At 55.2% G+C, this 15,190-nt stretch carries 10 protein-coding genes; 9 read left to right on the forward strand and 1 reads right to left on the reverse strand.

Annotated elements, in window-relative coordinates; genetic code table 11:
- The first annotated feature begins 96 nt into the window (after nucleotides 1-96).
- The 5 genes from prmA to D3P07_RS06485 all read left to right on the forward strand — a co-directional run bounded on the left by prmA (nucleotide 97) and on the right by D3P07_RS06485 (nucleotide 4,558).
- A complete protein-coding gene (gene prmA / locus D3P07_RS06465; RefSeq protein WP_119799340.1) occupies nucleotides 97-1,086 on the forward strand; it encodes a 50S ribosomal protein L11 methyltransferase in 990 nt (329 codons plus the stop codon).
- A complete protein-coding gene (locus tag D3P07_RS06470; protein WP_119799342.1) occupies nucleotides 1,087-1,809 on the forward strand; it encodes a site-2 protease family protein in 723 nt (240 codons plus the stop codon).
- A gap of 17 nt (nucleotides 1,810-1,826) precedes the next feature.
- Nucleotides 1,827-2,621, forward strand: a complete 795-nt coding sequence (locus tag D3P07_RS06475) for an RsmE family RNA methyltransferase (protein ID WP_119799344.1) — start codon at nucleotides 1,827-1,829, stop codon at nucleotides 2,619-2,621.
- A 5-nt stretch (nucleotides 2,622-2,626) separates the two neighbouring features.
- Complete coding sequence (mtaB, locus tag D3P07_RS06480; protein ID WP_119799346.1) at nucleotides 2,627-4,018, forward strand: tRNA (N(6)-L-threonylcarbamoyladenosine(37)-C(2))-methylthiotransferase MtaB; 1,392 nt, start codon at nucleotides 2,627-2,629, stop codon at nucleotides 4,016-4,018.
- Between the two features lie 108 nt (nucleotides 4,019-4,126).
- Entirely contained in the window at nucleotides 4,127-4,558 is a 432-nt protein-coding gene (locus D3P07_RS06485) for an NUDIX hydrolase (RefSeq protein ID WP_119799348.1), read from the forward strand.
- 18 nt (nucleotides 4,559-4,576) lie between these two features.
- On the opposite strand, the gene D3P07_RS06490 is transcribed toward D3P07_RS06485, so the two are convergent.
- Nucleotides 4,577-5,557: a Na/Pi cotransporter family protein gene (locus D3P07_RS06490; protein ID WP_119799350.1), complete on the reverse strand. Its 981-nt coding sequence runs from the start codon at nucleotides 5,555-5,557 to the stop codon at nucleotides 4,577-4,579.
- A gap of 102 nt (nucleotides 5,558-5,659) precedes the next feature.
- Here D3P07_RS06490 and D3P07_RS06495 point away from each other — a divergent pair, with 102 nt between their 5' ends.
- From D3P07_RS06495 to D3P07_RS06510, 4 genes are read left to right on the forward strand one after another with little or no spacing between them, the layout of a single operon-like run.
- Nucleotides 5,660-7,030, forward strand: coding sequence for a class I SAM-dependent rRNA methyltransferase (locus D3P07_RS06495; RefSeq protein WP_259391382.1), 1,371 nt, complete (start codon nucleotides 5,660-5,662; stop codon nucleotides 7,028-7,030).
- 40 nt (nucleotides 7,031-7,070) lie between these two features.
- Nucleotides 7,071-10,580 (forward strand): helicase-exonuclease AddAB subunit AddB, encoded by a 3,510-nt coding sequence (gene addB, locus D3P07_RS06500; RefSeq protein ID WP_119799354.1) that lies wholly within the window; start codon nucleotides 7,071-7,073, stop codon nucleotides 10,578-10,580.
- Nucleotides 10,581-10,584: 4 nt separating this feature from the next.
- Nucleotides 10,585-14,460 carry a helicase-exonuclease AddAB subunit AddA gene (gene addA, locus D3P07_RS06505; RefSeq protein WP_119799356.1) on the forward strand — a complete coding sequence of 1,292 codons (3,876 nt, stop codon included), beginning with the start codon at nucleotides 10,585-10,587 and terminating at the stop codon, nucleotides 14,458-14,460.
- A 42-nt stretch (nucleotides 14,461-14,502) separates the two neighbouring features.
- The gene (locus D3P07_RS06510; protein WP_119799358.1) at nucleotides 14,503-15,117 is read left to right on the forward strand and encodes a hypothetical protein; all 615 of its coding nucleotides are present in this window, start codon (nucleotides 14,503-14,505) and stop codon (nucleotides 15,115-15,117) included.
- Nucleotides 15,118-15,190 lie beyond the last annotated feature (73 nt).

Genomic DNA, 15,190 nt, shown 5'->3' on the forward strand with positions numbered 1-15,190 from the left:
GAAGCGAACCGCTTTTTGCGTCATTTTTTTGTGCTTGGCCCTGAGATTGGTGTACAATAGAGGATAGGCATTTTTGATATTTGGGAGGCATTACATATGAAATGGCATGAAATCACAATTGGCACAACCGAAGAGGCGACGGAGATGATCTCCAACTTCTTGCATGAAATGGGAGCGGGAGGCGTATCGATCGAGGAATCCGGCACACTCAACAAGCCGCGCGACACATCCCTCGGACAATGGTACGAGCTGCCGCTTAACGATATACCGGAAGGCCAGGCTGTTATTAAAGGATACTTTCCCGAGGGCACAGACACGGATGAACTGATTGCTGCACTTAAGCCAAGAATTGAGGAACTAAAAGAGTTCGATATTGATACAGGCGATGTGACGTATGACGCCATCGAAGTGGACGATGACGATTGGGCTACCGCTTGGAAGCAATATTTCAAGCCGCTTCGGGTATCGGATACGTTGACGATCAAGCCGACTTGGGAAGAGTATGAGCCGGGAGAAGGAGAACGGATTATCGAGCTTGATCCCGGCATGGCTTTCGGTACGGGCACTCATCCGACAACTGCGCTATGCCTGCAGACGCTGGAATCGGTCGTCAAGGGCGGCGAGGAGATGATCGATGTCGGTACAGGCTCCGGCATTCTCGCGATCGGAGCATGCCGTCTGGGCGTGAAAGGTGTGCTTGCGCTCGATCTGGACCCGATTGCGGTATCCAGTGCGACAGAAAATGTACGGCTTAACGACCTGTCCGAGCAAGTGGAGGTTAAGCTTAGCGATTTGCTAGGCGTACTGAAGGGCGGCGAAGCTGCTTCCAATAACGACAGCGGATTACGCGTGACCGTGCCTGTCGATCTGGTCGTTGCCAATATATTGGCTGAAATTATCCTGCTCTTCATCGATGATGTCTATCAATCGTTGAAGCCGGGCGGGATCTACATCGCTTCAGGAGTGTACAAAAATAAAGAGACGGAAGTAGAAGAAGGTTTGATCGCTTCCGGCTTCCGCATCGTCGAAAAACGCCGCGACGAGGACTGGATTGCCTTCGTTGCGAAAAAACCGCAGGAGGGATAAATGGAGCGATTTTTATGGTTTCCCCTTGAGGACCTGCCGTTTATTGTGATTGTGCTCATGCTCGTATTTACAGTTCATGAATTCGCACATGCTTACAGTGCCTACAAATTCGGGGACGACACGGCCTACAAGGAAGGCAGAGTAACGCTAAACCCGATGGTGCATCTGGACTTGCTAGGTTCTATTCTGCTGCTGGTAGCCGGTTTCGGCTGGGCCAAGCCGGTGCCGGTGAACACAAGCAAGTTCAAGAATCGCCGCTTGATGAGCATCATTGTATCGGCTGTAGGTCCGCTCAGCAATTTGCTGATGGCCTTTGTAGGGATGTTGATTTTCTACATCTTGCATGAAACAGGCGTGCTGTATTCCGCTTCGCATGGCGTATATATGGCGCTTGTCCATTTCTTTTGGTATTTGATTATTATTAATTTGCTTCTATTTGTGTTTAATTTCATTCCGCTGCCTCCGTTAGACGGTTACCGGATTGTAGCCGAGCTGCTGCCGCTGCGCATTCGTTACAAGATCGAGCAAAATATTCATTGGGCGATGATTATCTTTTTGCTGTTTGTCTTCATTCCGCCGCTGCGCGCGGTGACGCTCGATCCGATTTTGAGCCTGCAAGGACCGATTTTCTTGGGACTCATTCATTTTTTTGATGGCATCTTCTCGCCGCTTAACTGGTATGACATTGCAATGGATTTCAGTGGTCAAAACATGCTAAGATGAAGGATGGATTTAGGTCTATGCAACGATATTTTGTAGCGCCGGAGCAGTTCAGGGACGGTGTCATTACGATAACGGGCGAGGATGCCCATCATGCAGCGCGGGTTATGCGCATGAAGGCGGATGATCAATTGATCGCAAGCGATGGTACGGGCCTTTCGGCACTTGCGGTTGTTCGCGAGGTAACTCCCCAGGAAGTGAAAGCGGAAGTGCTGGAGCTGCTTGCACCGGACAGCGAGCCTGCATGGACGGTTACGATCGCCCAGAGCTTGCCGAAGGGCGACAAGATGGAGCTGGTCATTCAGAAAGGGACGGAGATTGGAGCGGCTGCGTTCCTTCCGTTCGAGTCAGAGCGGATGATCGTCCAGTACGATGCCAAGAAAGAAGCGAAGCGGCTGGAGCGCTGGAGCAAGATTGCGAAGGAAGCTGCAGAGCAGTCGCATCGTCACCGCATTCCGTCCATTCTGCCGCTCGCCAGCTGGAAGAAGCTGCTTGCCGGCATCTCGGACTACGATCTGGCTCTGTTTTGCTATGAGCGAGAGGGTGATCGCGCGCATGGTCAGGGCATTGGTGACGTTGTCCGGGCATGGAAGCAGGAACGCGTGGAGGCAATGGAATCCGCAAGCGGAAAGGAGCCTTCGATCCTGCTGATCGTCGGTTCTGAAGGCGGCTTCACTGAGCGCGAAGCGGAGGAGGCGCAGGCGGCCGGGGCAAGATTGGCCGGACTGGGCAAGCGAATTTTAAGGACGGAGACAGCGGGTCTGGTTGGCTTGACCTGCCTGCTATATGAATCTGGAGAAATGGGAGGAGCGTGACCATTATGCCAACAGTCGCGTTTTATACACTGGGCTGCAAAGTAAACTTCTATGATACGGAAGCGATTTGGCAGCTATTCAAAAAAGAAGGATACGAGCAGGTTGATTTTGAGACGACCACGGCGGATGTCTATTTGATCAATACATGCACCGTTACGAATACAGGAGACAAAAAGAGCCGTCAAATTATCCGGAGAGCAATCAGACGCAATCCGGATGCTATTATTGCCGTAACAGGCTGCTACGCGCAGACATCTCCCGGCGAAATTATGGCCATTGAGGGTGTCGATCTTGTCATCGGCACGCAAGACCGGGACAAAATTATGTCGTTCGTGAAGCAAATCCAGGATGACCGCAAGCCGGTCAATGCTGTACGCAATATTATGAAGACACGCAGTTTCGAAGAGCTGGATGTACCGGATTTTGCGGAGCGCACGCGTGCCTTCCTGAAAATTCAAGAAGGCTGCAACAACTTCTGTACGTTCTGCATTATTCCATGGTCGCGCGGCCTGTCGCGCAGCCGTGAGCCGCAGAGCGTGCTTGAGCAAGCGGAGGCGCTTGTGGCTGCAGGCTATAAGGAAATCGTTCTGACGGGCATTCATACCGGCGGATACGGCGACGATATGGAAAATTACAATTTGACAAGCCTGCTGTGGGATCTGGACAAGATCGAAGGTTTGGAGCGTATCCGGATCAGCTCGATCGAGGCAAGCCAGATTGACGACGCCATGATCGAAGTGCTGAACCGTTCCAGCAAAATGTGCCGTCATCTGCATATTCCGCTTCAAGCTGGCGAGAATTCCGTGCTTAAGCGGATGCGCCGGAAATATACAACGGAGGAATTCGCCGCGAAGATCAAGCGTCTTCATGAGGCTATGCCTGGCGTTGCGATTACAACTGACGTAATCGTCGGATTCCCGGGCGAGACGGATGAAATGTTCGAAGAGGGCTTCCGCTTTATGGAGGAGCTGAAATTCGCAGAGATGCACGTCTTCCCTTACTCCAAGAGAACGGGTACGCCCGCAGCACGCATGGACGACCAGGTGGACGAGGAAGTCAAAAACGAGCGCGTCCACAAGCTGATCGATCTGTCCGAGAAGATGCAGCTGGAGTATGCGCAGCAATATGTCGGCACCGTGCTGGACGTTATTCCGGAGCGTGAATACAAAGGGGCGCCTGGCGAGGGGCTTGTCATGGGCTATACTGACAATTACCTGCAAGTCATCTTCGACGGTACGGAGGAGATGATCGGACAGCTATGCCGCGTGAAAGTGACGGAAGCGGGTGTGAATGAGTGCCGCGGCCAGTTCTTGCGCGTATTGGATTCCAGGCTGCCTTCACCGGAGCTGGATACGGACTCCTTCGCCTATGAGCGTCCAGAGGCGCTGCGAGCTTAACGATGAGATCAAAGCGGGATTCCCTATTCTTTTCGGTACATGGGTGAAAAGATGAAGGAATCCTTTGCTGCATATACTAATGCGTAAATGTTGCTAGGGGGAATAGACATGTTGGAAATTTCAGCGGGTGGAGTCGTGTTCCGCCACAATGAGCAAGGACAACTCCAAATTCAGCTCATTCAGGACCGTTACGGCAAAGTGTCTCTTCCGAAAGGCAAGATGGAAGCAGGCGAAACGGTAGAGCAGACTGCTCTCCGAGAGATTGCCGAAGAAACCGGGCTGGAAGGCAAAATCGTCGCCCCGATCGACCAAATTAAATACCAGTATGAGCATGCCGAATACGGTACGGTGAATAAGGAAGTTCATTATTATCTTGTCGAAGCGGTTGGCGGCAAGCATCAGGCGCAAGTGGAGGAGATTCGCGGCGTCGATTGGTTCGAGCCGATGGAAGCGTGGCGCCGCCAAAAGCAATCCGGCTATGACAACAATCACCGGATTGTGGCAGGTGCGCTTCAGCTCCTCGGGTTGTCCGTCCATTGATCCGCTAAGCATAACTGGTTAACGAAGCTCAATCGTGTCTAGGCGCCGCCATGCACTCAAGTAGCACAGCGGAAGCGCCAGCACCGAACAAGCGATGTTGAAGATCGTTTGGGCATGTGCAATCTGCGAGGCAGGAGAATGCGACAGCCAGCCGGATACAGCGGTCAGCTCGCCGAGGAGCGGCAGGAACAGAAGCGCTCCGCCAATGTTCAGAATCGTATGGGCATAAGCAACGTATTGTCCGGATCTGGAACCCCCGATGGAGGCGAGCAATGCGGTTACGCATGTGCCGATGTTCGCGCCTAGTACAAGGGCAACCCCAAGTTCCGGCGGCATGGCGCCGATGGTGACGAAGCCCATCACGAGCCCAATAACGGCGGCGCTGCTATGAATGGCGGCGGTCAATACGGCTCCCGCTGCCAGTCCCCACCAGACGCTGGTGGCGGCTTTATCGATAAACCAGTCGAACATGGCACTTTCTTGAACGGCCGGACCAATCGTCTGCATAAGCGATAAGCCGGCCAGCAGCAGTCCGAATCCGCAGACGGCGACAGCGGCTGAACGAACGGGCTCCAGCCAGCGCGGATTGCCAAGCCGCGGCCATATTCTCATTTCGCCTAGCAGCGCAGTGAGAAGCCATACGGCAATGGAAGCCGTCAGCAGCGGGGTAGACAGCGATTGAATATTCAGACCAATTAGCTCCGTTGTCAGGCAGGTGCCGATGTTGGTGCCCAGAATAATGCCTAGCGTACGCGGGAATGAGAGAAGTCCGGCGTTTACGAGGCCGATAGAGATGACGGTGACGGCGGTGCTGCTCTGCAAAAACGCAGTCGATACGGTGCCGACAGCCAGCCCGTGCAGCGGTGTCTTGGTCGTACGCTGTAGCGCTTGAGAGAGATAGGGGCCTGCAAGTCGGTGCAGGGCAAGCTCCATCAGCTTCATACCGCACATGAATACGGCAAAACCGAGCAGTACAGGTACGACAATGGATTGAATCATGTCCAGGCTCTCCTTCTGCATGCTGAGAATTGATATATTTATGGTTATGCCGCAAGCGAGACAGGCATGACAAGCCTTATACATAGAGAGGACGACTGTACGGTGAATCCACAAGCTAGAATCGTGCTGAACAAAGCGCGCAAAAAAAGAATCGAGCAAGGCCATCCATGGGTGTTCGCAAGCGAGATCGACAGACTGGAAGGGGAAGCGCAAGCTGGCGGCCTGGTTGATGTTGTGAACCATCAGGGGCGGTATTTGGCAACGGGTTATTGGAATCCCCGTTCTCAGATTACGGTGCGAATTGTCTCCTATGATCCGCTGGAAGCGATGGATCAATCGTTCTTCGAGGAGAAGCTGCAACGATGCAAGGAGCATCGCGAGCGGTTCGTGGCGAATCGCGATTGCCGGCTTGTATACGGAGAAGCGGATCAACTCCCGGGTCTAATCGTTGATCGCTTTGGCGAGGTGCTTGTCGTCCAACTTTTGACGCTGGGAATGGATGCGGCCAGAGAGGTGCTCATTGCTGCGCTTGTTGAGGTCTTTGATCCGAAGGGAATCTATGAACGAAGCGACGTTAGCGTACGCGGTCTAGAGGGTCTGGAGGAGCGGAAGGGCGTCTTGTACGGGGAATGCCCGCCTATTATCGAGATCGAAGAGAACGGCTTGAAGCTTGAGGTCGATATCGTGGAAGGTCAGAAAACGGGCTACTTCTTTGATCAGAGAGAGAACCGGGCATCCATTGCGCCGCTCATGAAGGGCTGGGGCGCCAGAAGCGGAATCAAGCTTGCGGAAGATCCGAGCGGAGGAGATGCTCTCGTGCCTGTGAATGCCAATGGCAGGACAGTATCTTTCCCTTATTGGGATGGCGCGACGGTGCTGGAGTGCTTCGCCCATACGGGCAGCTTCACGCTTCATGCCTGCCAATACGGAGCCAAAAAGGTGACCTGTCTGGACGTATCGCAGCATGCGATCGACACCGCGAAGCGCAATGTGGAGAGGAATGGATTCACCGATCGCGTAGAGTTCGTCGTGGCGGATGCCTTTCAATATTTGAGAGAGCAGGCGAAAGGGCTGGAGGAGCGGAAGCTGCGTGCGACAGGCGGCACGGACACATCGAAGAAGCTGGAGCAGGCCGGCCGTACATGGGATGTCGTCATTCTGGACCCGCCTGCCTTTGCCAAGACAAGAAATGCAGTGGCCGGTGCATGCAGAGGATACAAGGATATTAATCTGCAAGGCTTGAAGCTAGTGAATGAGGGAGGCTATCTGGTGACGGCAAGCTGCTCGTACCATATGCGCCCGGACTTGTTCCTGGAGACGATTCACGAAGCGGCGATTGATGCAGGCAAGATTCTTCGACTAGTCGAATGGAGGGCTGCGGGGAAAGACCATCCTCAGCTGCTTGGCGTTGATGAAGGCCACTATTTGAAATTTGCGATTTTCGAAGTAAGAAGCAGATCGGCTGCGAAGTAGAAACGAGCCGCCGGCTCGGGAAGACAAGGGAGGAGAGCATATGCCGCTAAGACTGATTATTGGACGAGCCGGTACCGGCAAGACAACCTATTGTCAGGATGAGATAAGAGAGCAGCTGCGCAGAGAGCCGGACGGTCCACCGCTCATTATGCTCGTTCCCGAGCAAGCGACGTTCCAGAGTGAGTATACCCTGCTTCAAAGCGGAGAATTGCGGGGTTCGCTCAGAGCCCAGGCGCTAAGCTTCCGAAGGCTTGCTTTCCGGGTCATGCAAGAGACAGGCGGTACGGCTTTGGTGCCAATCGGCGATACGGGGAAATCGATGCTCCTGTATAAAATCGTTCACCGGTTTTCTGCAAGGCTGCAGCTCTTCCAGAGCGGAGCGGAGCAAGCGGGGTTCATCGAGAGGCTGTCTGAGCTTCTGACAGAGTGGAAGCGCTACGGCGTGGATGCGGAAGGCTTACGGAAGCTGGACGCCGCTTTGAGCGGAGGAGAGCGCCAGGAGGGTCTTCTGGACCGCAAGCTGCATGACCTGTCGTTGATTTATGAAGAGATGGAAGCCAGTCTAGCCGGCCGCTACGTGGACGCTGAGGATTATTTGGCTTATTTGTCGCACAGCTATTCCGAAGCTCCCTCTATGAAGGATGCTTGTCTATGGGTGGACGGCTTTCACGGATTTACGCCAACGGAGTACGAAGCGCTTGGCTCCTTGATGAAGCATGCGAAGCAAGTGAACGTCACGCTTACGCTGGACCGCCATTACGATGCTGGCGAGCGGCCGCATGAGCTTGAGCTGTTCCATCCTGCAGCGGAGACATGCATCAGGCTGATGGAGCTGGCAGAAGCCCAAGGGGTTGAGGTCTTGCCGGTGTTGGACATGAATGCGGGAGGCGGCATTCCGCATCGCTTCAGCAGCAGTCCCGTACTGGGCCATCTGGAGAAGCATTATGACAAGCGAATTCCGATGCTAGGCAGCCGTCATAGCGATCCCGATCGCGGCGGAATCCAACTCTTGTCTGCTTCTGGAAGAAGAGCAGAGGTTGAGGCGGTAGCCCGCGACATTAGTGCGCGTGCGCGGAACCAAGGCTTGCGCTGGAGAGAAATTGCTATTCTTACGCGCAATTCGGCCGATTACGCTGATTATTTGTCCCTTATATTAGATGATTACGGCATTCCTCATTTTGTCGATCAGAAGGAGCAGGCTCATCACCATCCGTTGGTGGAGTTCATTCGCTCCGCGCTGGAAGCGGTGTTAAGCGGATGGCATTATGATGCTGTGTTCCGCTGCGTCAAAACCGAGATGCTGTTCCCGATGGACGGAAGCCTGCCGCGGGATTGGTTTGACAGGCTGGAAAATTACGTTCTGGCCTCGGGGATCGATGGATGGAAGTGGCTGGACCCAAGGAGCTGGGAGCCGATAGCGTCTCTCTCGCTCGACGAAGAAGAGGAGATGGAGACGAAGGTGTCGGCTAAGGCCCAGCAGGAGTTCGAAATTTCAGTGGCTGCAAGGGACGCTATCGTTCCTCACCTGAAGAAATTCGAGGATGCGATTCGCAAAGCCTCAAGCATTCGGGAGATGTGCGAAGCGTTGTACAAGCTGCTGGATCACTGTGATGCGGCAGACCGGCTGGAGCGCTGGAGCCGTGAGGATATGGATCGGGGCAATGCCCAGCGCGGTCGGGCGCACAGACAGCTGTGGGACAGCGTGATGAGCCTGCTCGATCAACTTGTTGAACTGGCAGGGGATGAGGAGGTATCTCCCGAGCTGTTCGCCGGTATGGTCGAGGCAGGGCTTGACAGCTTGAAGCTGGCAGCCGTGCCGCCTGCGCTTGATCAAGTGCTGGTCGGCTCCATGGATCGGACCCGGTCGGGACGGATACGGGCTTGTTACGTGCTGGGAGCCAATGATGGCATCATGCCTATGCGAGTGAATGAGGACGGCATCTTGACGGAGGCTGAGCGCGATACGCTTGTTGCGGAAGGCATGGAGATGGCGCCTAGCGTGCGCAGAAGGCTGCTGGATGAGAGATTTATGATCTATAACGCTCTGACGACACCTAGCGACATGCTGTGGCTTAGCTGGGCCGAGGCCGATGAAGAGGGCAAGAGCCTGCTGCCTTCCGAGATCATTCGGAATATTCGCAGCCTATTCCCCGGCTTGCCGACACTCAGAATCGGGACAGAACCGTCTGAGAGCATGTCAGCCGAGGAGCAGAAGGAGTTTGTCCAGCATCCCCGCCGTACCTTGACCCATTTAATTGCCGCGCTTAGAAGCTGGCAGCAGGGCGGACGGATTGCGCCGTTCTGGTGGGATATGTACAACTGGTATGTCGCGCGGCCGGAGTGGCAGCCAAAGCTGCAGCTCCTGTCCGGATCGCTGACCTACCATAACCGCGAGAGCAGCTTGCCGGTGACGTTGGCGAGGGAATTGTATGGCGAGCGGATGACCGTTAGCGTCTCTCGAATGGAGCGATTCGTCTCTTGTCCGTTCCAGCATTTTGCCATCCACGGATTGAAGCTTCGGGAGCGGAAGCTGTATCGGCTGGAGGCGCCTGACGTAGGCCAGCTGTTCCATGCGGCGCTCAGCAAGCTGGCAGGCTCGCTTGGCGGCAACTGGGGCAAGCTTACGCGGGAAGACGTGAAGATTGCAGCTGCGAAGACGGTGGATGAGATTGCGCCCAAGCTGCAATCCCAGATCCTGCTGAGCAGCGGCAGATTCCAGTTCATCGCCCGCAAGCTGAAGGAGATCGTGGCTCAGGCCGCGGTTATTCTCGGCGAGCATGCGAAGCGGGCACACTTCCAGCCAGTCGCTACGGAGTTGGACTTCGGACCTGGAGGCACGCTGCCCTCCTTGGTGCTGCCCCTGCCGGATGGAACGGAGATGGAGGTTGTCGGCAGGATTGACCGTGTCGACGCCGCAGAGACGGAAGAAGGGCTGCTTCTGCGCGTACTGGATTATAAGTCCAGCGCAACGACGCTTAAGCTGGAGGAAGTGGTGCACGGCCTGTCGCTGCAAATGCTAACCTATCTGGATGTATTAATTACGCATGCGGAAGGATGGCTCGGCCAGCCTGCGTCTCCTGCCGGCGTTTTGTACTTTCATGTGCATAATCCGATGCTTGCCTTAGCGAACGGATTGTCTGCTGAGGAAGTGCCGAACCAGATCTTGAAGCGTTATAAAACAAAAGGGCTGCTGACGGCAGATGCCGAGGTCGCCCGGCTGATGGACGGCGAGCTGGATGCCGGATATTCGGATTTGCTTCCGGTTGCGCTGAAGCGGGACGGCAGCTTCTACAGCAGCTCGTCTGTGGTGACGTCTGATCAATGGACGACGCTGAGGCGATCTGTCCGGGGCATGATCAGCCGGATCGGCGGAACGATTATGGAGGGAGACGTCTCGATCGAGCCTTACCGGCTGGGGCCGAAATCGCCTTGCCAGTTTTGCGATTACAAGGCCGTCTGCCAATTCGATCCGTTATTCCAAGGCAATGACTACAAAAAACTGACGAAATCGTCCAGAGAGGACGCTTGGCGTCAGCTCGAGGGAGTGTAAGAGGATGACTACGCAGCGCGCGCCGAAGCCGGCAGACAGTACATGGACGGATGACCAGTGGGAAGCCATTGTAACGGGCGGCAGAAACGTGCTGGTCGCGGCTGCGGCAGGTTCTGGCAAAACGGCGGTACTCGTGGAGCGAATCATTCGCAAAATATCGCTTAGCACGGACGTCGACCGGCTGCTCGTCGCAACCTTTACTAAGGCGGCCGCAGCAGAAATGAAGGATCGAATTCGTCAGGCGCTGGAGAAGCGCCTGGCATCGGACCCTGACAACGAGCATCTTCGGAGGCAGCTTGCGTTAATGGGACGCGCCTCCATCACGACGCTGCACTCTTTCTGTCTGGACGTCATTCGCCGTTATTATCCGCTTATCGGACTTGACCCGGGCTTTCGGATAGCCAATGAAACCGAAAGCGAGCTGATGCGTCTCGATGTCCTGGATGAGCTGTTCGAGCATCGGTACAGCGGTGAGGCAGCGGGCAGCGGGGACTTTCTGACGCTGGCTGACCGATACGGAGGGGAACGCGGAGACGAGCCTCTCTATCAGCTTGTGCAGGGGCTATACGACTTCGCGCAAAGCCATCCATGGCCCGAGCTATGGCTATCCCAGACAGCTCGCGCATTCGAGGCTGACTCCTTGGAAGAGCTGGAGGCAGGCGAATGGGTAGCAAGCCTGAAGGAAGACGCCTTGCTCGGCCTCGATGGCGCGATAGTCCAGCTTCGGGAAGCGCTGGAGCTGGCGAATCGGCCCTCCGGTCCTGCCCCATACGCAGGCGCGCTGGAGGAAGATCTGCTCATGGTTCAGGGGCTCCGGGATACGGTTCAATCAACCGCTTGGCGGCATTGGGCCGCTCCGTTCAGGGCAGCGGCCTTCGGGAAGCTGAAGGCGGTGCGGGGCGATGATTACGACAAGCCGCTCCAGGAGCAGACGAAGGAGCTGCGGGAAAATGCCAAGAAGCTGGTAAGCGGACTTGCGAATGAACTGTTCGGACGCGATGCCGAGCAGTTTCTGGAGGAGCTCGCGGTGCTGGCGCCGCTTATGCGCACGCTCTCCGATCTGGTCATCGATTTCGGCAGACGGTACGAGGCTGCCAAACGGGCAAAGGGTCTACTTGATTTCGGCGACTTGGAGCATTATTGTCTGCGTATTCTTCGAGATAAGACTTCCACTCCGGAGAAGATCGTGCCGTCAGTCGCGGCTCTTGACTATCAGCAGATGTTCGACGAGATTCTGCTGGACGAGTACCAGGACACCAATATGGTGCAGGAGGCGATCGTTTCCTTGATCGAGCGTCCTGGCAGCGGCAACCGGTTCATGGTCGGAGACGTGAAACAGAGCATCTATCGATTCCGTTTGGCGGAGCCGAATTTGTTTCTGGCCAAATACAAAGCCTATCGCGCGCAGTCCCAATTACAGGAGCAGCATGACTCCGCAAGCTCCTCAGGGCAAAGAATCGATCTCGCCCGCAACTTCCGGAGCCGCCGCGAAGTGGTCGACGGCGTAAACGGGGTTTTTCGCGGCATCATGAGAGAGAACGTCGCCGAGATGGACTACGATGACAGAGCGGAGCTTGTCGCAGGAGCCGCATACCCTGAACCGGAAAAGCCCGGCAGCTGCAATATTCAGTTCGCTGTTCTGGATCGCGGATCGGGCGTTACCGATGATGGGGACGCGGGGGATGACGAAGCTTTCGGCGAGGAGCATGAAGACATGCTGCAGCGCGCGGAAGAGCTGGCGGAGCTGAATGTCGCCCAGCTTGAAGCGAGATGGATTGCCGGACAGCTCAACGAGCTTGTGAGCAGCGGTTTTCAGGTCTATGACGGGAAGAGCGGCAGCTACCGTCCGATGGAGTGGAGAGATGTCGTCATTTTGCTGCGGGCTACGAAGCAGTGGTCACCTATTCTGATCGAGGAACTGCAGGCCAAAGGAATACCGGCTTATGCCGAGCTGAGCAGCGGATATTTTGAAGCGACGGAAGTGGAGACGATGCTGTCGATTCTGCGCGTTATCGACAACCCGCATCAGGATATTCCGCTCGCGGCTGCGCTTCGTTCTCCGGTGTTCTCCATGACAGCCGAGGAATTGGCCCGCATTCGCATTCTATCCGTCAATGCCAGCTACTACGATGCTCTGCTGCATGCGGCAGGCAGTGATAGCATGCCGGAGAATTCCAGGCTGAAGCTTGCAAGATTTCTCGAGCGTCTGGAAGGATGGAGATCGGAGGCTAGACAAGGGTCGCTGGCAGATCTGCTTTGGCGCATTTACCGCGATACCGGCTATTATGATTTTGTCGGAGGGCTGCCGGGCGGTACGCAAAGACAGGCGAATCTAAGGGCGCTTCACGACCGCGCCAGACAGTATGAATCGACGTCCTTCCGCGGACTGTTCCGCTTCTTGCGATTTATCGAGCGAATGCGGGAGAGCGGCGGCGATCTGGGAACGGCACGGGCAGCAGGCGAAGGCGAGGATGTTGTCCGCATCATGTCCATTCATAAGAGCAAAGGCTTGGAGTTTCCGGTTGTTTTTGTCGCAGGCATGGGCAAGCTCTTCAACCAGCAGGATATGCGAACGTCGTTCCTGAAGCACAAGGAGCTGGGCTTTGGTCCCCGCTATGTCGATCCCGAGCTTCGAATCAGCTACCCTACACTGCCGTTTCTGGCGATTAGAAAAAAACTGAAGATGGAGCTGCTTGCGGAAGAGATGCGTATCCTGTATGTGGCGTTAACCAGGCCAAAGGAGAAAATGTTTCTCATCGGAACGGTATCCGATTCGGTCAAAGCGATGAATCGCTGGTTATCCGCTTTGGATGAATCGGGACAAGTCTCGGATTATCATGTCGCTTCGGCGCGATCTTATTTGGATTGGGTAGGCCCGCTCGTTGTGAGGAAGCTGGCAGCTGAGACGGATGGGAATTCAGCTGAGGCGGCGGCGCGGACTGTCACAATCGGTATGGAACAATGGGAAAGCGGGATAGTGCCATCGGTGCTGCTTGGCACGGAGGCTGCGGCCGCGATGGAGGAAGAGGTAGCAGAGGAGCCCGGATTCAGTCAACTGCGTATGGGGGCGATTGAATCGCTTGCGCTGATTGAGGATACGGACATCGATACAGAATTGCGTGCCCGTATGGAATGGACTTACCCGCATCAGGCTGCGCAAGGCATTGCGGCGAAAACCTCCGTTACCGAAATGAAACGGCTGCATGCAGAGCCTGTGGAGGACGCTGAGACGCTTGAAGCGGTCCAGGAAGCCTCAGGCATACATGAGGCTGATCCAGCAGCGTCAGGAGACGAGAGCGGCGGTAGAGGCAGTTATACGCTGCGTATGCGCAGGCCTTCCTTTATGGAGGAGAAGTCGTTGACTGCCGCAGAGAAAGGCTCCGTTCATCATTTGCTCATGCAGCATATCCCGGCGGCAGGATCGGTGGACAAGAACGTCATCGAGGAGACGCTAGCGGCGATGGTGGCAAAGCGGCTGTTGACCTTGAAGCAGGCGGAAGTCATCGATCCGGATACGATTCTGGCTTTCTATGAGAGCGAGCTTGGACAGCGTCTCGTTCGGGCGGACTGGGTCAGAAGAGAAGTTCCGTTCAGCTGCATGTTCCCCGCCAGCCGGGTTTATGGCAAGCATGACAGCGAATTGGACGATGAGCCGATTCTGATTCAAGGCGTAATTGATTGCCTGTTCGAAGACCGAGACGGCATTACGCTGCTTGATTACAAGACGGATCGTGTCTATATGAAGGATTGGGAGCGGGCAGCGGGGCGGCATCGCTTCCAGCTGGAATTGTATGCCGAGGCGATCGAGGCGGTCTTGAAGCGAAAGGTTGACGAAAAATATGTTTATTTCTTTGACGGCTCCACGGTGATCAAACTGTAATGCGGACCGAAAGCTGTCAACGTTAATTCGGGAGGGAGAAGCTTGGAACAGCAACAAAACGGCAAGCGCTCTTGGGCGCTGCCTATCACGCTCGTCTTGCTCGTCTTTAGCTTAATGGGCAACATCTTGCTTTATACCAAACACATCGAGCATACGCGGGGCGATATCGTACGTACTGGGGAAATGATCTTCCAAGGATTTAAAGAGGGGCAGGAGCAGCTTGCCCATTGGAGTGTATACTTGGAGGAGATCCAGCTGAATGCGGACACAGAGCCGGCATTAGCCCGATTGACAGCGAAGCATTTCAACGTCAGCGTGGACCGAGAGCAGGCGGGATTGGCCGTCCTTATGTCGCATGCGGCTGAGATTGATTCTGCGGCATTCAGCCAAGACTCTGAGACTTACGATGCTTATGAGAAAAAGCTACAGCAAGCGCTGCAAGATATCGGATCGGGCAGCGGAGCATTGTCGGAGGCCGAGCATGCAGCGGTAAGCGAAGCGCAGTCGTCCTTTGTGAGCCTCACTGAGCTGATGTCCGCGTTTCATTATGAAATGGAAGGCGACCGCAACTCGATGGTCCGTCTGGCGAACGGCCATGATTGGATCGATATTGCATCAGAGCTTCAGAAGGCGCTTAAGAACTACGCCGGATCTTAAGAAATTCGCCGGATCTTAAAAAATTCGCATAGAAGCTTAGTAGCCATTCGCCTACCGCAGCATAGAATATGGT

Origin of the sequence: Paenibacillus sp. 1011MAR3C5, assembly GCF_003591485.1 — a bacterium.
Classification (GTDB): domain Bacteria; phylum Bacillota; class Bacilli; order Paenibacillales; family Paenibacillaceae; genus Pristimantibacillus.